We start from the raw sequence: 18,152 nt of genomic DNA on the forward strand, positions 1-18,152 counted from the left end.
CGCCGCAGGACACGTCCCGGAATGCGTTGACGCCTGTGGCGGCAGATGATGAAGTCCGTCTATGACAAAAATCGACACAAATCGTCCTTTCCTGCCCGTGCGGATTGCGGTCATGACCGTATCCGACACCCGCACTCTTGAAACCGATACCTCCGGTCAGGCGCTGGTTTCCCGCCTTGAGCAGGCGGGCCATGTTCTGGCGGACCGCACGATTGTGCGGGATGATGTCGGGCAGATTACAGAGCAACTCACCCGCTGGATTAAAGACCCGCAGGTTGATGTGGTGATCACCAACGGCGGCACGGGTGTGACCGGCCGAGATGTGACGCCAGAAGCCTTTGACCGTGTGCTTGAAAAGCGCATTGAGGGCTTTGGCGAACTGTTCAGAATGCTGTCCTACCGCAAGATTGGCACGTCCACCATTCAGTCCCGCGCTATCGCGGGCGTTGCGGACGGCACCTATCTGTTCGCGCTTCCCGGTTCAACCGGCGCGGTCAAGGACGGCTGGGATGACATTCTCGTTTTCCAACTCGACAGCCGCCATCGCCCCTGTAACTTCGTTGAACTCATGCCCCGGCTGCGTGAAGGACTGAAGGAGGATCATGACCATGACTGAAGATGTCAGACTGCTGATGCTGGCAGGCGATTATGTGGAAGATTACGAGATCATGGTGCCGTATCAGGCGTTGCTGATGCTTGGCTATAAGGTGGATGTGGTCAGCCCCGGCAAGAAGGCGGGGGATAAAGTTCTCACGGCCATTCATGATTTTGAAGGCGCTCAGACCTACAGCGAAAAACCCGGACATGCGTTTGAACTGAATGCGACGTTCGATGAGATTGATACGGATAATTATATCGGCCTGATTGTCCCCGGTGGCCGTGCGCCGGAACATCTGCGGCTAAACCCGCGGGTGATTGAGATTGTCAGAGCATTTGCTGACCGCCCTCTGGCAGCCATCTGCCACGGTGCGCAACTGCTGGCCGCTGCTGACATCATCAAGGGCCGCAGGGTTTCCGCGTATCCGGCCTGCCGCCCGGAAGTGGAAATGGCGGGTGCGACTTACGCCGATATTCCGGTGACGGATGCCGTAACGGACGGAGAACTGGTGACAGCCCCGGCATGGCCCGCGCATCCGGCATGGCTCGCACAGTTTCTGAGCGTGCTTGGAGCAAGTGTGACCATATAGGGCATTGGCAGGTGCCTCCTGTTGTGCATCATATGGAACGATGTTCAACAGGATGGAGCCTTTTATGAGACGTCTTACTGTCCATTTTATTCCTGCGGTGCTCAGTCTGGCCTGCGCCATGCCGCCAGCCGCAGCATGGGCACAGCAGGCCACATCCTTGCCGCCGAACGATGCGCCAAGCCCGGCACCCGCAGGGGCGCATCCGGACCAGAAGCTCCCTGCGCTGAACACGCCCGTAAAAGTTGAGGACATCAAGGTTTACGGCAACAAGCAGATCGGCACAGGTGCCATCATGGCGGTGGTGCCGTTCAGCGTTGGTAGCATGGTGACACAGGCGCAGATAACGCAGGGCCTACAAGACATCATGACGCTGTACCAGCGGCAGAATATTGGTGGAAAATTTCATCAGACCCTCAAGCTGGACGGCAAAAGAGTTCAGATAGCGTGGACGATTGAGGAAACAGGCGGCCCGGCCCATTTAAACACGCCACTTGTTCTGGAAAGCGTTGCGTTTGACGGCAATCTGCACATCGCAACCTCTGCCCTGAAAGAGGCCGTACGTCTTCATCCGGGTGATGAGGTTACCCCCGCAGCCGTGCTGCAAGATGAAAAAGCCATTCAGGCTCTGTATGTGAAGAAAAATATCGGTGTGACCATCGTGCCGGAAAGCCGCGACCTCCATAAAGATGGGCACGTGGCACTCACATATCACCTAACGGAAAAAGCGACTGACTAAAAAAGCGACCGACTAACGGATATTTTTCCGGCGCAGAAAATCCTGACTGTCTGTTTCAGGGCTATCTGCGCCGGAAAACTGCCATTTAAAGCTCTCCGAGTATCCGGAGGCGGGCTGGCGTTTTTAGTATTCGCTGGCCGCCGGGCGGTTCAGCATGGCCATCAGTTCCCGCCGTGTGTCAGAGTTGGTGCGGAAGGTCCCCAGCATCTGGCTCGTCACCATGGACACGCCGGGGCGATGCACGCCACGCGTTGTCATGCATTCGTGGCTAGATTCAATAATGACCGCTGTGCCATGAGGTTGCAGAACATCATTAATGGTGTTGGCAATCTGGGCTGTCAGCCGTTCCTGAATTTGCATACGGCGGGCATAGGCATCCACCACACGCGCCAGCTTGGAAATGCCGACAACGCGCTGGCGCGGCAGGTAGGCCACATGCGCGCGGCCAATAATGGGGGCCAGATGATGCTCACAGTGGCTTTCAAAACGAATATCGCGCAGCAGCACGATTTCATCATACCCTTCCACTTCCGAAAACGTGCGCTCCAGAAGGGTTTTGGGATCAATTTCATACCCCTGAAAAAACTCTTCATACGCACGCGTCACGCGGGCAGGTGTATCATGCAGGCCTTCACGGTCCGGATCTTCCCCGGCCCAGCGCAGCATGGTGCGGACGGCGGCTTCCGCCTCCTCACGTGTCGGGCGGTCAGTTTTGGGCAGAGGGTCACTCATGCCATTCTCCTGCGATCTGCATGATAGTAAAGCGGCTGACGCCGCCTCGGGTTAGTGGGGCTGGCGTTAATGGATTTGGCGTTAGTGGATCTGGCGGAACTGGAACGGGCTATCAAGACTGAAAGCCGGGATAGCGATATCAAACCGCTTGCCGGAATTGACATTCCACATCTGGTAAGACCCACGCATGAAACCACCCGCAGTGGTGAGGGAAACGCCGGATGTGTAATCAAACCCGTTCTGCGGCCGGATAACAGGCTGTTCACCCACAACGCCTTCCCCATGCACATATTCCGTACGGCCAGCGCCATCGGTAATCTGCCATGTGCGTTCTTTAAGCTGGATGGGGGCCGTGCCGCCATTTTCAATGCGGATGCGGTAAACCCAGCAATACATGTCCTCATCAGGCTCAGACTGTTCTGGTAGCCAGAACACCTGAACGCAGACGCGCATATCTCCCGTCACGGCTTCATACATTGGCGCGGAAGCGAAGAGTTCGCTCAGCGCGTCATCATGGTCGGGGGACATGGGCGGTGTATCCGGCCAGTCAGGCATGGGATGTTCTGCTCCTGCGTAAAAATAACAAGGCCTGCTCCATGCCCCATGCAGGTCGGGTGAGGGGGAAGGTCACAGAGCAACAGTCCGCAGGCACTATCACGAAGCCATCGGGTAAGGGAAGCCGCCTGTCTGATCTGTTTCTCTTGTGAGACAAAACAGACAGGCGGTGGTCCGGCTTTAGCCTTTGGCGAGGGCTGCAACTCCACGAGCAAGATCATCAATCAGATCAGCACTGTCTTCCAGCCCGACGGAGAAGCGGATAGCCCCATCGGAAATGCCCAACTTGGCGCGTTCTTCCGCACCAATTTTCATGTGCGTTGTGGTGGCCGGGTGCGTGACGAGGGAGCGCGCATCGCCCAGATTGTTGGAAATGGCAATGAGACGCAGAGCGTTCATGAACGCAAACGCGCCTGCCTGCCCGCCAGCCACTTCAAACGCCACCATTGTCCCGCCAGCGCTCATCTGGCGTTGCGCGAGGTCATACTGCGGGTGGTCCTTACGGTCCGGATACCGCACGCTGACAATGCAGGGGGCGGAGGCAAGATAATCCGCAACAGCTGCGGCATTCCGCGTCATGGCGTCCACACGCAGGGCTAGTGTTTCCATGCCCTTGAGCATGACCCATGCGTTGAAGGGGGAGAGCGCATTGCCGGTATTGCGGACGAAGGGCTGGAGCGTGTCCTTAATCCAGTCTTCCTTGCCCAGCACGGCGCCACCCAGCACGCGGCCCTGTCCATCAATATGCTTGGTGCAGGAATAGACGACGACATCCGCGCCCAGTTCCAGCGGCTTCTGGTAAAGCGGGGAGGCAAAGACGTTATCGACAATCACCAGTGCCCCGGCTTTGTGGGCGCGTTCCGCAATGGCGGCGAGGTCCAGCACGTCCAGCATCGGGTTGGAGGGGCTTTCCAGCAGCACCGCGGCGGTGGGTTTGCTAAAGGCGTCATCCCACGCGGCAAGGTCTCCGCCATCGACAAAAACAGTCTCCACGCCATATTGCGGCAGCAGATTGGCGACAATCCAGTGGCAGGAGCCAAACAGCGCGCGGGAGGCCACAACGCGGTCCCCGGCCTTGACGTGGGAGAGTAGCGCGGCAGAGACAGCGCCCATGCCGGTGGAGGTCGCCACGCAGGCTTCCGCACCTTCCAGATCCGCCAGCCGGCGCTCAAGCGCAGCCACGGTGGGGTTGGCAAAGCGGCTATACTGGTAGTGTGAGACCTCGCCCGTAAAGGTTTTGGCCGCTTGCTCGGCATTGTCGTACACAAAGCCGGAGGTCAGAAAAAGCGCCTCACTGGTTTCACCATATTCGGTGCGCTCCAGCCCGGCGTGCAGCAGGCGGGTGGCGGGGCGCCAGTGGGGAGAGGAAGAGATTTTGCTGTCACTCATCACGAGGTATCCGGTTCTTTTGCCGCTGTGCAGCGCAGTGTGACCGTGGAAACCGTGGCGACGGCAGAACGTCGCCATGGCCTCTTTAGCGCGTTTATTTTACCTCGTCGCAAGCCGGCCGTACAAATCACGAGGTTTCAGCGTGCTTTGGCACACTGGAAGGCTTTTGTTATGCGGAGGCGCGTATTGTTCGTCAAGCGCCGATCCGTTTTGCCGTCGCGGTTTCCAGTTCTGTCAGCCGGGAGGGACTGTTACAGCAACTCCTGTAGCAGCGGGATAAAAGGAATATCCGCGTCTGGCATGGGGTAATTCTGTAGGTCTTGCGGTGCGACCCATGCCAGTGTCTGCCCTTCTTTTGGCGTTGGGGTTCCGGCCCAGCGGCGGCAGAGGTAAAGCGGCATCAGAAGATCAAAGGCCTTGTAGGCATGGGAGGCAAAAGTAAACGGGGCGAGGCAGGCGCGCGAGACATCCAGCCCAAGTTCCTCTTCCAGTTCCCGCATCAGGGCGGCTTCCGGTGTTTCTCCGGGTTCCACTTTGCCGCCGGGAAACTCCCACAGGCCCGCAAGGCTTTTCCCCTCCGGGCGTCTGGCCAGCAGAAGACGCCCCTGCGCATCAATCAGCGCTGCGGCGGAAACGAGCACGAGTTTGCGGGGGGGCATCCTTCCTTCTGCTTCAACAAGAGGCGGCGTATCCAGATCATCCCGCGTGGCTTCATACACCCTTACGGGGTGCTCTTTGCCACGGGCCACAAACATCTGCTTGTCCACCCCGATGGCCCGGAAGCCAATCTGCTCAAGCACTCGGGCCGAGGCGGCGTTATCATCCGCAACCGTGGCGCGCAGGCAGGCAATATCCAGATTGGCGAGTGCCCAGCGGGCCAGCCGTCCTGCCGCACGTGTTGCAATCCCGCGCCCCCAATAGGTGCGGCCTACCCAGTACCCCAACATGCCAACGCGCCCGACCTGCGGTACTGTTTGCACGCGCAGCCCGACGCAGCCGAGAAAAGTGTCATTTTCATCCAAGATAGCGAAATGACAGCCTTCTTTGGCCCGATGCATGGACAGCGTTGCGGCAATCCAGTCATCGGCCAGTTCCCGCGGGTAAGGGAAAGGCAGGCGGCTGAGCATCCGCACTACTTCCCAGTCATTAACCAGATTGTGCAGGGCTGGCGCATCATCGGGCAGGAGGGGGCGCAGCCGGTAGGGCGGAGCTTCCAGAACCAGAGAGGTGATGTCAGGCATTCACAGCCGGTTCGGACACGCCGCATTCTGCCAGAAGAGCGCGCAGGGCGTTGATAACGGGGAAGACTTCCACATTATGGTCGCCGCCCAGTTCACGCCAAGCATTCTGCTCCAGTTCCACAATTTCCCGATCTTCGGCAAAAATCCGCTCGGTGAAGGCGACAAGGAACGGCCACGCCAACTCCAGCACACCCGGCACCTTGGGGCGTTTGACGGAGAGCAGGCCAAAAGTCCGATTGGTCAGTTCTTCCGCATCCTGCGGCACATAGACAATCCACAAATCCATCACCGGGTCTTCATCCCCTGTCTGGATACGTAGTGTCTGATACGGATATTCCGTGCGGATGGTCATGACGTCACGATGCTGGAATTTTTCCGAGGAATCGCGGCGTTCACCAAAAATCAGGGCTTCACCCAGCGGCTGCTTGCCGCTTGTGCGGGCGAAGGAATACTGAGCCTCTACCAGACCGGGCTCACGTTTCTGGCCCAGAAAGCGCGGGCGCATCTGGCCCATCTGCTTCATGTGCATGAACTGATGGTTCATATCCATCAGGTTCTCATGCATGAAGCTGTAATGGCATTTGACTTCCTGCCCAAAGAAGCGGGTCTTGTAGGCCGGGTCTCCCACACGGGCCAGACGCGGGGGTAGCGGCACGGTATCCGCTTTATCCGGGTCTCCGGGGAAGATGAAGATCAGGCCGTCCTGCTCACGGCAGGGGAAGGTGCGCACCCCGTTGGGCAGTTTGCCCTTGCCCAGATACGGTACGTCAATGCAGCGGCCAGAGCGACCATAGGCCCAGCCATGGTAACAGCACTGCACGGACTGACCGCACACCTTGCCTTTGCTGAGAGGCACCTGCCGGTGGGCGCAGCGGTCTTCCAGCGCAAACACGGTGCCTTCTGTGGGGCGCACCAGCGCAATGGGTGTGCCCGCATAGCGTGTGCCAATGGTCTTGCCGGCCTTGAGTTCCTTTGACCATGCAACAGGGTACCAGAAGTCTGGATTGGAGCGGATGCGTCGCAGATCGGTAGAGTTAGTGTGCCCCGCGCCAAAAGAGGGTGTGTCGTCTGGTGTGTCAGTCTGAACGGTCTGGTCCATCTTGCCTCATGTCATGACGTTCGGGGCCGCGTCACCCTGACACCGCCTGTTAGTGAATGCATGCAACCGTATATCACATAAAGAGGCAAGACGCAGAGCGCATGGAGGGCCGGGTTAGCCTCTTTTTATTTGCAACTTATTTGCAAATTGAAAATCAGGCCGTCTTGGGTGTCGGTCTGGGCATAGGTCCCTCACGCTTCAGGCCATGCCACGCGATCAAGCTGTCACCCAGAAACAGCGCCAGCGCCCCGACCGTGCAGCACAGCGCCAGCCCGAACATGATCACCAGCCATGTCGCGACGGAGGAATCCCGCACGCCGCCTAGAAACAGCACAAATGCCGCCCCGCAGGAGGCCGCCCCACCAAGGCCTCCTGCCAGAATGGCTGTGTCCAGCATCAGGGTGCGGCGGTGCAGGCGCACCAGATGTTTTTCCAGTGTGCGGTTGCGCTCCGCGTCATCATTGTCATCCGTCAGCAGGGCGCTGGCCTGTTCAATATGGTCAGACACGCGGGCCAGACGGGTATTGAACAGGTTCAGCAGTGTGCCGATGCCCGAGAGCATGAAAACCGGAGTGAGTGCGACTTGAATAATATGCGCAACACTATCCACCGGTTCAGCCGAAATGCCTGCAAAAACGGGAAGAGTCATAAAGCGGAATGTCCTTGCTGCCGTAAAGGGGAGCGAGCGGAGGATCTAGCGGCTGGACGCCAGTTCTGCCGTCAGATCTTCAATGAACTGGAACGCCACCCGGCCGGAGCGGCCACCGCGTGTGATGGCCCATGCATTGGCGCGGGCTGCCAGATCCTCATCGCTGAGGGGAAGGGCGCGTTCTCTCGCATAGGTCCGCACCATGTCAAGAAACACATCCTGCGGGCAGGCGTGAAACCCCAGCCACAGGCCGAAGCGGTCGGAGAGGGAGACCTTTTCTTCCGTCGCCTCGGAGGGGTTTATGGCGGTGGCGCGTTCGTTCTCAATCATCTCACGCGGCATGAGGTGCCTGCGGTTGGAGGTGGCGTAGAACAGGACATTCTCAGGCCGCCCGGCAATGCCGCCATCCAGCACGGATTTCAAGGCTTTGTAATCCCGGTCTTCCTTTTCAAAGGATAAATCATCACAGAACAGAATAAAGCGGCGCGGGCTTTGGCGCAGCATGGCCAGCAGGTCGGGCAGGGTGGCAAGGTCTTCCCGCTGGATTTCCACCAGCGCGACCCGTCCCTTACCGGGCGCGCAGGGTTTGCCGTCCACCTGATTGACCAGCGCGTGGGCACCCTTCACCAGCGAGGATTTGCCCATCCCGCGAGAGCCCCACAGCATGGCGTTGTTGGCCGGCAGGCCACGGGCAAAATGCTCGGTGTTGTCCATCAACGTCTGGCGCTGCGAGTCCACGCCCTGCAACAGCGTGGCAGGCACATGCGCCACATGCGCCACTGGCAGCAGCCGCCCGCGTTCGGGGAGCCAGACAAATGCATCAGCCAGATCGACCCCCTCCAGACTTGGCGGCGGGGGGGAGAGGCGTTCCAGTGCTGAGGCAATACGCTCAAGGACAGAAAGAGAAGCTGTGACCATAGGGGCAGGGTCCTTGGTTGTGCTGCCGGTCAACTCCGGCAGAAAGGCAGGGTTGAAAGACTGGGTGGAAAGACAGGGTAGAAAGACTGAGCAGAAAGGCGGGGTCGATAAGGCAGCGCAGGAAAAGGGAGGAGGAAAACAGCGTAGTATGCAGGCTTATCTTCAAGGGATGCTTGACGTGTGAGCCTTTAAAATTATGGTCACGCATCCCAATAGCGCAACCAGCCTTTCAGGAAGTCCTGTCATCATGTCCAATTTCCTTATTCCCGCAGCCTACGCCCAGTCCGCCGGTGGCGGGGGGGCTGGTTCGAGTCTGATGTCGTTCCTGCCGTTTATCGGCGTGTTCGTCATCATGTATTTCCTGATGATTCGCCCGCAGCAGCAAAAGCAGAAAAAGTTGCAGACTGAGCTGAAGGCCCTGCGTCGTGGTGACCGCATTGTTACCGCTGGCGGCGTAATTGGCATTGTGCAGAAATCGCGTGATGACAGTCAGGAAATTGAAGTGGAAATCGCCCCCAACGTTCGCGTCATGGTGCTGCGCAGCACGGTAACCACAGTGCTGACCAGCACGGCCAAACCGGCCAATGATGCGGTGGAAGCCAAAAAATAAGAGGCTGTGCCTTCAGGCGGCGTAAGAATTTACGCCACGGGAGAGAAGCGGGCTTCGGCCCGCTTTTTTTATGCGAAGAGGACTCAGGGTGAGGAGAAATCACCCGGTTTCACCGGACAAGGTTCGCCGCTTTTGCCCTCCGCAATCTCTTCAGTGACATCCAGCGCCAGAACTTCGCCCATCATGATAATGCCGAGGAGAGCCAGAATCTTCAGGCCCAACGTATCGTTGGTTTGCGGGTGTCCGTGCAGAATATCCACGATAAGGGGTGTGAGGGCAGGGAACGGCAGCAGCCAGAACACCGCGCGCCAGATCGGTTTTTGAATACGGGAGCGGTAGAACGTGGATAATCTCCGCTCCTTTTTTAGCACAAATTTCATGAACAGAACGATGGCTGTTCCAATAACCAGCGAGATGAGCGGCATAAGAACCACGGTGGACGCGACCTCGTGCCAGTTACAATATATCAGGCCGAGCACTGCCACGCCGACCCATGATGAGAAATAAATGGCTAGGCCAATCAGTGAGTAGTGCTTCACGGGCGGGGTCCTCACAGGTCATGTCTCTGCGTTCGTGCTGGGCTGGTCGAGTGCTTTGTGCGCAAAAGAGCAACGGCACAGACCCATTCCGGCATGATTTTACGCTAAAACGATACTGAGCCGTTATAAATAAAATATGACAATCCGCTTCCGCAGAACGCTCTGTAAGGGTGGGGCTTACAGGAAAGAAACCGGGTCTATATCGACATCCACCCGCACCTGACGTTCCAGCTTTACCAACCCCAACCAGCGGCGGAGAATGGGCTGCACAGCAATGGTTTTGCGGGTGCGTAATAGCAGCCGCCGCCTGTGTCGCCCACGTAGAATGGCCATGGGGGCAGGGGCGGGGCCAAGCACCTGAATGCCGTCTCCATACGGTGCGACGCGGCCAAGGGCTGCGGCTGCGTCATCCGCAGCAACGGCGCTGTCCGCGCTAACAATCAGGGCGGCCAGCCTCCCGTAAGGGGGCCAGAAGCCGGGGCGTCTCTGCTCGGCTTCTTGCACCATGAACGCATCAAAATCGCCCGAGAGCAGCGCCTGCATGACCGGATGTTCCGGCGTATAGCTTTGCAGCAGGACACGCCCCGGTGTGCTGGCCCGCCCGGCACGACCAGCAACCTGATGCAGGAGCTGGATGGTGCGTTCCCCAGCCCGTAAGTCGCCCCCGCCAAGGCCAAGGTCCGCATCCACAATCCCCACCAGAGTCAGATGAGGGAAATGCCAGCCTTTGGCGACAATCTGCGTGCCGATCACCAGATCGACCTCTCGGCGGGAAATCTTGCCCACCGCCTCCGCCGTAGCGGCTGGGCCGCCCAGCGTGTCACTGGCCATGACCAGTATCCGCGCATCGGGGAAGAGGTGGCGCGCTTCCTCCGTAATGCGCTCAATGCCCGGCCCAATGGGGGTCAGGCTTTGCTCTGCCCCGCAGGAGGGGCAGGTTTCGGGCATGGGTTCAGTATGGTCGCAAAAATGGCAGGAGAGGATTTTGCGATTACGATGCTCGACCAGCCATGCCGTGCAGTGCGGGCATTCCATCCGGTGCCCACAAGCGCGGCACAGGGTCAACGGGGCATAGCCGCGCCGGTTGAGGAACAGCATGGCCTGTTCCTTGCGCTCGAAGGTCGCGGTCAGCTCTTCCGTGAGGGCGGCGGAGAGAAACAGACCACGGGGCGGCGGGTGGTCCCGCATATCCAGAATCCGGGTTTCCGGCAGCGCCGCTCCGCCATGGCGAGAGGGGAGGACCAGATGGCGGTATCGCCCGGCCTCCACATTGGCCAGAGATTCCAAGCTGGGTGTGGCGGAAACCAGCGCAATGGGGAAGCCCGCCAGCCGTGCCCGCACCACTGCCATATCCCGCGCGCTGTAGATTACGCCTTCCTCCTGCTTAAACAGGGCTTCGTGCTCTTCATCCACAATAATCAGGCCGAGGTCTTTAAACGGCAGAAATAGCGCAGAGCGTGCCCCGACAACCACCGTCGCACTGCCATCCGCCGTTCCGTGCCATGTTAGACGGCGGGCGCGCTGGCCAACTTCCGAATGCCAGATGGCAGGCTGGGTGCCAAAGCGTCGGGTGAAACGCTCCATCCACTGCGCGGAAAGCGCGATTTCCGGCAATAAAACCAGTGCCTGCTTGCCCTGTTCCAGACAGGCTGCAATGGCTTCCAGATAAATCTCGGTTTTACCGGAACCGGTGACGCCTTCCAGCAGCGTGACGGAAAAGCGTCCTTCCGCCACAGTCTGGCGCAAGGCGTCTGTCGCCTCGGCCTGCGCGCCTTCCAGCACGGGCAGATTATGGAATGGGTCCGGGGCGGCAAAGGCGCGCTCCGGCCCGAGGGCAACAGCCGTTAATGCCCCGGCATCGGCCAGCCCTTTGACAACACCGGGCCCAACACCGGCGGCCGTAGCAAGATCTGTCGTGGTGCGGGCCGTGCCATCGGCCAGCAAGGCCAGCACTTTCTGGCGGGCAGGCGTGAGCCGCAATCCGTCCGGTTGCGGAGAAGTCGCCAACCATCCGGTGGACGGTGTGGGCACACCGCGCATATGCAGTCGCAACGTCATGGCCAGCACCATGCCGGGGGCAGAAAGCGTATAGGCCGCCACCCAGTCCACAAAGCGCCTAAGTTCCGCCGTCAGCGGTGGCAGGTCCAGCCGTTCCGCAACAGGACGGAGTTTTGCGGCGTCCACCGTGCGGGTCGGTGGTGGCGTAAATTCCGGGGGGAGGGAGGAGGCGGCATCCCATACCACACCCGTTTGCCTGCGGTGGCCGAGAGGCACCGTGACAATGTCGCCGGGCTGGAGCGGTATGTCTGTCGGGGCGGCATAATCAAATGGGCCGGGGAAAGGCATGGGCAGCAGCACGGATACTCTCTGGCGTGCAGCTCCGGCAATAGAAGCCGGAGATCGGGCAGGCCGAGAGGGATGGGAGGATGCAGACGCCATGAGGTTCTATGTAAGCGGAGGACCGGTTAAAGAACAGTGCTTGCGAAACCAGAAAAAGTCTGAACAAGTCAGCACAGCCATTAGAGCATCCTGAGCGATGCTGGTTTATATGAGGGAGCGTGATGACAGCAGAAGACGCCGTCCAGAAATTTCTGGAGTGGATGGCAACGGAAAAGCGCGCCTCTCCCCTGACTATTGAGGCGTACCGGGCTGATCTCGCGCGTTTTCTGAGCTTTATGGCGGAACATCTGGATGGCTTGCCGGATATGGCCGGGCTGGCGCGTATCAGCCTGAGAGACTTCCGGGCATGGCTGGCGCAGGAGCAGGCGCGCGCCACAGCCTCCCGCCAGCGGCAGAGCACACCGGACCGGGCTGCCCGCACACGGGCCCGCCGTGTTTCCGCTGTGCGGTCCTTCTTCCGGTATCTTGCGCGTAGGCAGGGGGTGGAAAACCCGGCGGTTGCCCTGCTGGCCACGCCGCGCAGCAAAAAACCGCTCCCTCGACCTCTGAGTGTTACGGACGCCAAAGCCGTGCCGGAAGATATTGCGTCCCTTGCGCATACTCCCATGGCGCAGCAGCGGGATGGGGCCTTGTTCCTGCTTCTTTATGGCTGCGGATTACGTATTTCCGAGGCTCTCAATCTGAATATTGCGGATCTCGGCACACTCGCCAGCAGCGGTGTGCTGCGTATCCGGGGGAAGGGCAACAAGGAGCGGCTGGTGCCTGTGCTGCCTGCCGTGCGGCAGGCGTTGGAGGTCTGGCGCACGCAACATCCGTCGCCGCAGCCAGAAGAGCCGATGTTTCCCGGCGTGCGGGGCGGCCGGTTACAGGCCGGTGTGGCCCAAAAAGCCATGCGGGAATGGCGTGCATTGGCTGGACTGCCGGACCATGTAACGCCGCATGCTCTACGCCATTCTTTTGCAACGCACCTGATGGAAGGCGGCGCGGACTTGCGCGTCATTCAGGAGTTGCTCGGGCATGCCAGCTTGTCCACCACACAAAGATACACTCTTGCAGATGAAGCGCGCCTGCTTGATGTGTGGAGCCGTGCGCATCCGCGTGCGCAAAAAACTGCTCAGCCGAGAGAAGGAACACGAGACTGATGACCGAGGCCCTGCGCGCCCCTTGGCCCGCTATAGACCCTTACGCCCACGGCTATCTGGATACCGGAGAAGGGCACGAGATTTATTGGGAAGAATGCGGCAATCCGCACGGTATCCCTGTTGTGTTCCTGCATGGCGGCCCCGGCGGCGGGTGTTCCCCCGCGCAGCGCCGTCTGTTTGATCCGTCCCGCTATCGGATTGTGCTGTTTGACCAGCGCGGCTGTGGCCGTTCTAAACCCCATGCCTCGCTTGAAAACAACACCACATGGCATCTGGTGGCGGATATTGAGCGCCTGCGCGTGTTTTTCGGCATTGATAAATGGGCGGTTTTCGGCGGCTCATGGGGCTCCACACTGGCGCTGGCCTATGCCCAGACTCACCCGACGCGCGTAACAGCCCTGATGCTGCGGGGCATCTTCACGCTGCGGAAGGCGGAGTTGCTTTGGTACTATCAGGAAGGTGCTTCTTGGTTGTTTCCCGATAAATGGGAGGATTTTCAGGCTCCCATCCCGCAGGCAGAACGTGGAGACATGATGGCGGCGTACCGCAAGCGTCTGGTGTCGGACGATGTTGCCGCCCGGCAGGAAGCGGCGTTGGCATGGAGCCTGTGGGAAGGGCGTACACTTACCCTCCTCCCCGCGCCGGAGATTGAAACCCAGCACGAAGAGGCCGATTACGCGCTGGCGTTCTCCCGCATTGAAAACCATTATTTCGTGCATGGGGGATGGCTGGAAGAAGGCCAGTTGATCCGCGATGTGGACCGCATCCGGCATATCCCGACCGTTATCGTGCAGGGGCGCTACGACATGGCAACGCCGGTGCGCACCGCGTGGGACCTGCACAGGGCATGGCCGGAAGCGGATTTCAAGCTGATTAATGCTGCGGGCCACGCGCTGTTTGAACCCGGCATTCTCAGTGCCCTGCTGGATGCCACAGACCGCTTTGCGCGGGAATTAGGCTGACGCTATGCATAAACGGGCAGTCCAGACAGCACTTCTTGCCGCACTCTGTTCCGTTGCCGCATCCCTTGTGAGGGTGCCGGTAGCACAGGCTGCGGAAAGCATGTGCCATCACGAACGGCTGGCCCGTATCCCTTTGCATGATGATCAAGGGTTTCTAAACATTCCGGTCCAGATCAATCGGAATGCCGTGAGTATGATCGTTGATACCGGGTCGGAGGGGAGTCTGCTCTCCCCCGATGCGGCTGAGCGTTTCAACGTCCTGCTGGACCCGTCTGTTCATACTGTCATGAGGGGAACTGGCGGAATAGGCCGCACGGTGCCAAATGTCGTTGTGCGGTCTCTCATGCTGGGTGGATTGGAAACTGGCCCGGTTTCCATGCCCGTAGACGATCTGCCGGGAAAGCCCGTTACGCAACCTCCGGTTGAAGGTCTGGTCGGAGGTGATCTGCTCTCGCATTACGATGTAGAATTCAACGTCGCGGAAGGCTGGTTGACCTTCTGGGCAGTCAAAAGCGGTTCCGCAGCCTGTGCAGGGCCAGTCGACTGGCATGTGATTTACCGTGCCGTGCCTCTTCAGTCTGCTGGACGGCGCGTGATCGTTCAGGTGCTTCTGGACGGCCAGCCCTTGCGTGCATTGGTGGATAGCGGGGCACGGTCCCGCATCCTGTCAGACAAAGCAGCAGAAAAACTGGGTGTAACGGCCCGCACGTTGGCGGCTGATCCGGGTGGCTTGACGAGCGGTGTTGATGGCCACCGGCAGGTCTATCACTGGCATCGTTTTCACACGTTCCAGATTGGGCAAGAGCAGGAACAGGCTCCCGTGCTGACGGTAGCACCCATCCATGACTCGGTAGATATGTTGTTGGGGTCAGACTGGTTTGCGGCCCATCGTGTCTGGATTTCATACCAGACGGGAACGCTTTATGTGATGCCCGCACTTAAGCGGCAGAAATAAGGGTGCTGACAGAGATGTAGCTTTAAAAAACGCCCAAAACTCAGTCTTGCGTGTCTTTTTGCACCGATCTCACCGTATCGCGGCAGCAACGCGGGTTGTCCGATAAGCAACAAGGTTTGGTCAGCCCGTAACTCAAAACTTCGGAAGTCGCTGCCTATAAAAAAGCCGGGACCCTTTAAATAAAGAGCCCCAGCTTCCTGATCAGCCTGCTTTCAGGTGGGTGTTGCACTGGCTGTAATAGCCGCCACCTTTCTGAATCCACTTCAGGTTACCGTTGCCGGTACCGCTTTTATTGGTGTTGTACTGGTCAAGACACGTTTTCATGCGGGCCTTGCCAGCGCTCAGCTTGGCATATTGCGGCGCAACAGCACTCGGGAAGACAACGCCAGCAGTGGTGGCGGCAGCCGGAGCTGCGGGTGCCGCCGGAGCCGGAGTTGCAGCGGCGGTCGGAGCCGTTGCCGGAGTGGCAGGCGCTGCGGCCTCTTTCGGTGCTTCAGCGGGAGCCGGTGCGGTTGTTGCTGCCGGAGCTGCCGTAGCGGCTTCACACTGAGCGGATTTGAACTGCTTGTAGCTCTGGCCGTTCAGCGTGCCTGCCTTGCGGGCAGCAGCAAAGTTTGCATGACATTCCTTGGCGCTCAGGGCATGAGCAGCCGGAGCGGAAAGGGCAGTGGCACAGCTCAGGGCAAGTGCGGCAAGCGCAAAGCGAGCGGAAGATGTCATAAGGAAAAACCTCATATCAACATCAGGGCGGAAAGATACAACACCATGTCGCACTGCCCTGATTATCTCAGCATCATATGCCGAATAAATGTGTTTGGAAAAGGGTTATCCCGGCACGGATTTATGGCCGATGGTTTGTTGCCATAAGGAGCGACTCTTGCCGGCTTTTGTAAGAGTTATGCGACCTGAGGCTCATGAAAAACCCCTCTCCCAGAGGAAGAGGGAAAGGGGTGAAAAGAGCACTCTGTCTTTATTGCAATGACGGACCAACGTGTTAGTTGATCCGTTCTCCATGCAAGGACATATCCAGTCCTTCAAGCTCTTCATCCGGCGTCACACGTAGACCGAGAGTGAAATCAATAGCTTTCAGAAGAATGAAAGAGATTACGCCACACCAGAGAATGGTAACCAGAACGGCTTCTCCTTGAACCATAAACTGATGCAAAGAGCCGGTAATGCCAGAAGGATTGGCATCCGTGGCTGAAAGAGGGCCATAGGCGAACAGACCTGTCAGCAGCGCTCCGACAATACCGCCCACACCATGCACACCAAAAGCATCCAGACTGTCATCATAGCCCATCAGGTGTTTGAGGGATGTCGCACTCCAGTAGCAGACCACTCCGGTAATCAGACCGATAATCAAGGCGCTGCCCGGCAACACAAATCCTGCCGCTGGTGTAATGGCAACGAGACCACCCACCGCGCCAGAAATTACCCCGAGAACCGTAGGCTTTCCGCTACGTAGCCACTCAACCAACATCCATGCGACGCCAGCTCCGGCGGCGGCAATCTGTGTGGTTGTCATCGCCATAGCGGCACGACCATTAGCCCCAACAGCCGATCCTGCATTAAAGCCAAACCAACCCACCCAAAGCAGAGAAGCCCCGATAATAGCGTAGGTCAGGTTAAAGGGAGAGAGATCGTCATGCCCGAAGCCTTTACGCTTGCCCAGTACAAGAGCGCAGACAAGGCCTGCAATACCGGCATTGATATGCACAACAGTGCCGCCCGCAAAATCCGCAGTGCCCAGACCGGCCAGCCAGCCCACGGGGCTCCAGACCCAGTGTGCGATAGGCGCATAGACCAGCAGAGACCAGAGGATGGAGAAGACACACATGGCACTAAATTTCATGCGCTCTGCGTAAGCACCGGAAATCAGGGCAGGGGTGATGATGGCGAATGTCATCTGGAACATCATGAAGAGGCTCTCAGGAATCGTCATTGTCGTGGCATTGGGAGAATCCGCCCCAAGCGTGAAGGCAATGTCCGAGCCATTATGAATATGAGCGCCTAGACCATTCAGGAACATACGGGAAAGCCCGCCAATCCACGGCGTTCCAGTGGTAAACGCCAGAGAATACCCTGCGACCATCCAGACGATAGACATAATGCAGCACAGTGCGAATGACTGCATCAGCGTTGCTAGAACGTTCTTCTTACGCACCATACCCGCATAAAACAGCGCCAGACCCGGAATGGTCATCATCAGCACAAAAGCGGTGCTGACTAGCATCCACGCGGTGTCACCGGTATTAATGGCTGGGAGGGTATCAGCTGCGAGTGCTGTGCCAGTGTTCAAAAAAAGCATAATGCCACCGGCTAAGACAGGTAACGCTGTAAAAGACCGTGAGCTCATAGTTTGGTGTCCCTTGATAGGTCAGGCATTTGGATTCTTTGTAAAAAATATTGAGATATCAGAATACTGATAATCGATATCGTAGACAGAGTGGAATGATTATTCTGAAGGAATGCAACTTAGGTGGTTCAAAAAAGCCTCTTGTTTTTGAGGTGTTCCCCTGTGATTCTATCTTGCGGTGATGGAGAGAATGGATTGTGAAGTCGTCTGGCAGGACGTGTCATGATGTAGTTCTGGACCATGAGTTATCTGTTGAATAGCACTGTGTTCGTGGTCCAGACGGCTTTTCCAATGGAGTACGAAATGGCACGTCTGCGGAATGCGGATTATCTGCCGATGTCAGGCCAGATCATGGATACCACGCTGGTGGTAGCTCTCAAGCAACGCAATACTAACGCGGAGAAGGCGGCCCTGCGTGAAGGACGGATCCTACAAGATTGGTAGGAGAAGCCCTCAAAGCTGTCCCATAAAGATCGTCATGTGAGATGGACACTGAAGTTTACCAAAGCGAAGCGGCAGGATGATGGAAGCATGCCAGCCAACGATCCCGCCATTCCGTTCTTTGGCTACAAATGGAGGGTTCGAACAACCCTCTAGTTTTGGGTCTTTCTCTGTCATTCCCTCTCTTGTGTGATGACTGGAGGAATGGCTCATGACGCAGTCTGGTTTGAAGAGCGGCTTG

Annotated in this window: 18 protein-coding genes, 1 pseudogene and 1 riboswitch; of the genes and pseudogenes, 8 read left to right on the plus strand and 11 right to left on the minus strand. The window is 58.4% G+C overall.

Going from position 1 to position 18,152, the window contains the following annotated elements:
- The first annotated feature begins 61 nt into the window (after positions 1 to 61).
- From moaB to AD949_RS02570, 3 genes are all read left to right on the plus strand, one after another.
- Positions 62 to 616: a molybdenum cofactor biosynthesis protein B gene (moaB, locus tag AD949_RS02560; RefSeq protein WP_048835108.1), complete on the plus strand. Its 555-nt coding sequence runs from the start codon at positions 62 to 64 to the stop codon at positions 614 to 616.
- Entirely contained in the window at positions 609 to 1,187 is a 579-nt protein-coding gene (locus AD949_RS02565; protein ID WP_048835125.1) for a DJ-1/PfpI family protein, read from the plus strand. Before moaB ends, AD949_RS02565 begins: the two co-directional genes overlap by 8 nt.
- A gap of 64 nt (positions 1,188 to 1,251) precedes the next feature.
- Entirely contained in the window at positions 1,252 to 1,923 is a 672-nt protein-coding gene (locus AD949_RS02570; RefSeq protein WP_048835107.1) for a POTRA domain-containing protein, read from the plus strand.
- Between the two features lie 123 nt (positions 1,924 to 2,046).
- On the opposite strand, the gene folE is transcribed toward AD949_RS02570, so the two are convergent.
- The 7 genes from folE to AD949_RS02605 all read right to left on the minus strand — a co-directional run bounded on the left by folE (position 2,047) and on the right by AD949_RS02605 (position 8,506).
- Complete coding sequence (gene folE, locus AD949_RS02575; RefSeq protein ID WP_048835106.1) at positions 2,047 to 2,655, minus strand: GTP cyclohydrolase I FolE; 609 nt, start codon at positions 2,653 to 2,655, stop codon at positions 2,047 to 2,049.
- A gap of 81 nt (positions 2,656 to 2,736) precedes the next feature.
- The gene (gene apaG, locus AD949_RS02580) at positions 2,737 to 3,210 is read right to left on the minus strand and encodes a Co2+/Mg2+ efflux protein ApaG (RefSeq protein WP_048835105.1); all 474 of its coding nucleotides are present in this window, start codon (positions 3,208 to 3,210) and stop codon (positions 2,737 to 2,739) included.
- A gap of 180 nt (positions 3,211 to 3,390) precedes the next feature.
- Positions 3,391 to 4,599 carry an O-succinylhomoserine sulfhydrylase gene (metZ, locus tag AD949_RS02585; protein WP_048835104.1) on the minus strand — a complete coding sequence of 403 codons (1,209 nt, stop codon included), beginning with the start codon at positions 4,597 to 4,599 and terminating at the stop codon, positions 3,391 to 3,393.
- Positions 4,600 to 4,663: 64 nt separating this feature from the next.
- Positions 4,664 to 4,743: riboswitch (SAM riboswitch) on the minus strand.
- A 107-nt stretch (positions 4,744 to 4,850) separates the two neighbouring features.
- Positions 4,851 to 5,840 carry a bifunctional GNAT family N-acetyltransferase/(deoxy)nucleoside triphosphate pyrophosphohydrolase gene (locus AD949_RS02590; protein WP_048835103.1) on the minus strand — a complete coding sequence of 330 codons (990 nt, stop codon included), beginning with the start codon at positions 5,838 to 5,840 and terminating at the stop codon, positions 4,851 to 4,853.
- Positions 5,833 to 6,939, minus strand: a complete 1,107-nt coding sequence (locus AD949_RS02595; RefSeq protein ID WP_048835102.1) for an aromatic ring-hydroxylating oxygenase subunit alpha — start codon at positions 6,937 to 6,939, stop codon at positions 5,833 to 5,835. The genes AD949_RS02590 and AD949_RS02595 overlap by 8 nt, the downstream gene beginning before the upstream one ends.
- 154 nt (positions 6,940 to 7,093) lie before the next feature.
- On the minus strand, positions 7,094 to 7,588 hold the full coding sequence (locus AD949_RS02600) for a DUF2721 domain-containing protein (protein WP_048835101.1): 495 nt from the start codon (positions 7,586 to 7,588) through the stop codon (positions 7,094 to 7,096).
- A gap of 45 nt (positions 7,589 to 7,633) precedes the next feature.
- Positions 7,634 to 8,506 carry an ATP-binding protein gene (locus tag AD949_RS02605; protein ID WP_048835100.1) on the minus strand — a complete coding sequence of 291 codons (873 nt, stop codon included), beginning with the start codon at positions 8,504 to 8,506 and terminating at the stop codon, positions 7,634 to 7,636.
- A 244-nt stretch (positions 8,507 to 8,750) separates the two neighbouring features.
- On the opposite strand from AD949_RS02605, the gene yajC reads away from it, so the two are divergent.
- Positions 8,751 to 9,116: a preprotein translocase subunit YajC gene (yajC, locus tag AD949_RS02615; RefSeq protein ID WP_174766793.1), complete on the plus strand. Its 366-nt coding sequence runs from the start codon at positions 8,751 to 8,753 to the stop codon at positions 9,114 to 9,116.
- Positions 9,117 to 9,199: 83 nt separating this feature from the next.
- Here yajC and AD949_RS02620 read toward each other — a convergent pair whose 3' ends face one another.
- Together AD949_RS02620 and AD949_RS02625 are read right to left on the minus strand one after the other, a co-directional pair.
- The gene (locus tag AD949_RS02620) at positions 9,200 to 9,655 is read right to left on the minus strand and encodes a hypothetical protein (protein WP_048835098.1); all 456 of its coding nucleotides are present in this window, start codon (positions 9,653 to 9,655) and stop codon (positions 9,200 to 9,202) included.
- 177 nt (positions 9,656 to 9,832) lie between these two features.
- Positions 9,833 to 12,094 carry a primosomal protein N' gene (locus AD949_RS02625; RefSeq protein WP_048835097.1) on the minus strand — a complete coding sequence of 754 codons (2,262 nt, stop codon included), beginning with the start codon at positions 12,092 to 12,094 and terminating at the stop codon, positions 9,833 to 9,835.
- A 122-nt stretch (positions 12,095 to 12,216) separates the two neighbouring features.
- Between AD949_RS02625 and AD949_RS02630 the strand changes: the two genes are divergently transcribed.
- From AD949_RS02630 to AD949_RS02640, 3 genes are read left to right on the plus strand one after another with little or no spacing between them, the layout of a single operon-like run.
- Positions 12,217 to 13,197, plus strand: a complete 981-nt coding sequence (locus tag AD949_RS02630) for a tyrosine recombinase XerC (protein ID WP_048835096.1) — start codon at positions 12,217 to 12,219, stop codon at positions 13,195 to 13,197.
- The gene (gene pip, locus AD949_RS02635) at positions 13,197 to 14,159 is read left to right on the plus strand and encodes a prolyl aminopeptidase (protein ID WP_048835095.1); all 963 of its coding nucleotides are present in this window, start codon (positions 13,197 to 13,199) and stop codon (positions 14,157 to 14,159) included. The genes AD949_RS02630 and pip overlap by 1 nt, the downstream gene beginning before the upstream one ends.
- A 4-nt stretch (positions 14,160 to 14,163) precedes the next feature.
- Positions 14,164 to 15,114, plus strand: coding sequence for a retroviral-like aspartic protease family protein (locus AD949_RS02640; protein WP_052944521.1), 951 nt, complete (start codon positions 14,164 to 14,166; stop codon positions 15,112 to 15,114).
- A 201-nt stretch (positions 15,115 to 15,315) separates the two neighbouring features.
- On the opposite strand, the gene AD949_RS02645 is transcribed toward AD949_RS02640, so the two are convergent.
- Together AD949_RS02645 and AD949_RS02650 are read right to left on the minus strand one after the other, a co-directional pair.
- The gene (locus AD949_RS02645) at positions 15,316 to 15,834 is read right to left on the minus strand and encodes a hypothetical protein (protein ID WP_048835123.1); all 519 of its coding nucleotides are present in this window, start codon (positions 15,832 to 15,834) and stop codon (positions 15,316 to 15,318) included.
- Between the two features lie 274 nt (positions 15,835 to 16,108).
- Positions 16,109 to 17,422: an ammonium transporter gene (locus tag AD949_RS02650; RefSeq protein WP_280136430.1), complete on the minus strand. Its 1,314-nt coding sequence runs from the start codon at positions 17,420 to 17,422 to the stop codon at positions 16,109 to 16,111.
- Between the two features lie 354 nt (positions 17,423 to 17,776).
- Here AD949_RS02650 and AD949_RS13660 point away from each other — a divergent pair.
- A pseudogene (locus AD949_RS13660) lies at positions 17,777 to 18,052 on the plus strand (IS5/IS1182 family transposase); the annotation flags it as partial.
- Positions 18,053 to 18,152 lie beyond the last annotated feature (100 nt).

Source organism: Acetobacter orleanensis, from assembly GCF_001581005.1.
Taxonomy (GTDB): Bacteria; Pseudomonadota; Alphaproteobacteria; order Acetobacterales; family Acetobacteraceae; genus Acetobacter; species Acetobacter orleanensis.

What these genes read in the sequence shown, in the direction of transcription:
- AD949_RS02595 (WP_048835102.1), bottom strand. Translation starts at nt 6,939, where the DNA reads ATGGACCAGACCGTTCAGACTGACACACCAGACGACACACCCTCTTTT.
- folE (WP_048835106.1), bottom strand. Translation starts at nt 2,655, where the DNA reads ATGAGTGACCCTCTGCCCAAAACTGACCGCCCGACACGTGAGGAGGCG.
- AD949_RS02600 (WP_048835101.1), bottom strand. Translation starts at nt 7,588, where the DNA reads ATGACTCTTCCCGTTTTTGCAGGCATTTCGGCTGAACCGGTGGATAGT.
- AD949_RS02565 (WP_048835125.1), top strand. Translation starts at nt 609, where the DNA reads ATGACTGAAGATGTCAGACTGCTGATGCTGGCAGGCGATTATGTGGAA.
- AD949_RS02570 (WP_048835107.1), top strand. Translation starts at nt 1,252, where the DNA reads ATGAGACGTCTTACTGTCCATTTTATTCCTGCGGTGCTCAGTCTGGCC.
- metZ (WP_048835104.1), bottom strand. Translation starts at nt 4,599, where the DNA reads ATGAGTGACAGCAAAATCTCTTCCTCTCCCCACTGGCGCCCCGCCACC.
- AD949_RS02650 (WP_280136430.1), bottom strand. Translation starts at nt 17,422, where the DNA reads ATGCTTTTTTTGAACACTGGCACAGCACTCGCAGCTGATACCCTCCCA.
- AD949_RS02645 (WP_048835123.1), bottom strand. Translation starts at nt 15,834, where the DNA reads ATGACATCTTCCGCTCGCTTTGCGCTTGCCGCACTTGCCCTGAGCTGT.
- AD949_RS02605 (WP_048835100.1), bottom strand. Translation starts at nt 8,506, where the DNA reads ATGGTCACAGCTTCTCTTTCTGTCCTTGAGCGTATTGCCTCAGCACTG.
- AD949_RS02590 (WP_048835103.1), bottom strand. Translation starts at nt 5,840, where the DNA reads ATGCCTGACATCACCTCTCTGGTTCTGGAAGCTCCGCCCTACCGGCTG.
- AD949_RS02625 (WP_048835097.1), bottom strand. Translation starts at nt 12,094, where the DNA reads ATGGCGTCTGCATCCTCCCATCCCTCTCGGCCTGCCCGATCTCCGGCT.
- AD949_RS02630 (WP_048835096.1), top strand. Translation starts at nt 12,217, where the DNA reads ATGACAGCAGAAGACGCCGTCCAGAAATTTCTGGAGTGGATGGCAACG.
- AD949_RS02640 (WP_052944521.1), top strand. Translation starts at nt 14,164, where the DNA reads ATGCATAAACGGGCAGTCCAGACAGCACTTCTTGCCGCACTCTGTTCC.
- apaG (WP_048835105.1), bottom strand. Translation starts at nt 3,210, where the DNA reads ATGCCTGACTGGCCGGATACACCGCCCATGTCCCCCGACCATGATGAC.
- moaB (WP_048835108.1), top strand. Translation starts at nt 62, where the DNA reads ATGACAAAAATCGACACAAATCGTCCTTTCCTGCCCGTGCGGATTGCG.
- pip (WP_048835095.1), top strand. Translation starts at nt 13,197, where the DNA reads ATGACCGAGGCCCTGCGCGCCCCTTGGCCCGCTATAGACCCTTACGCC.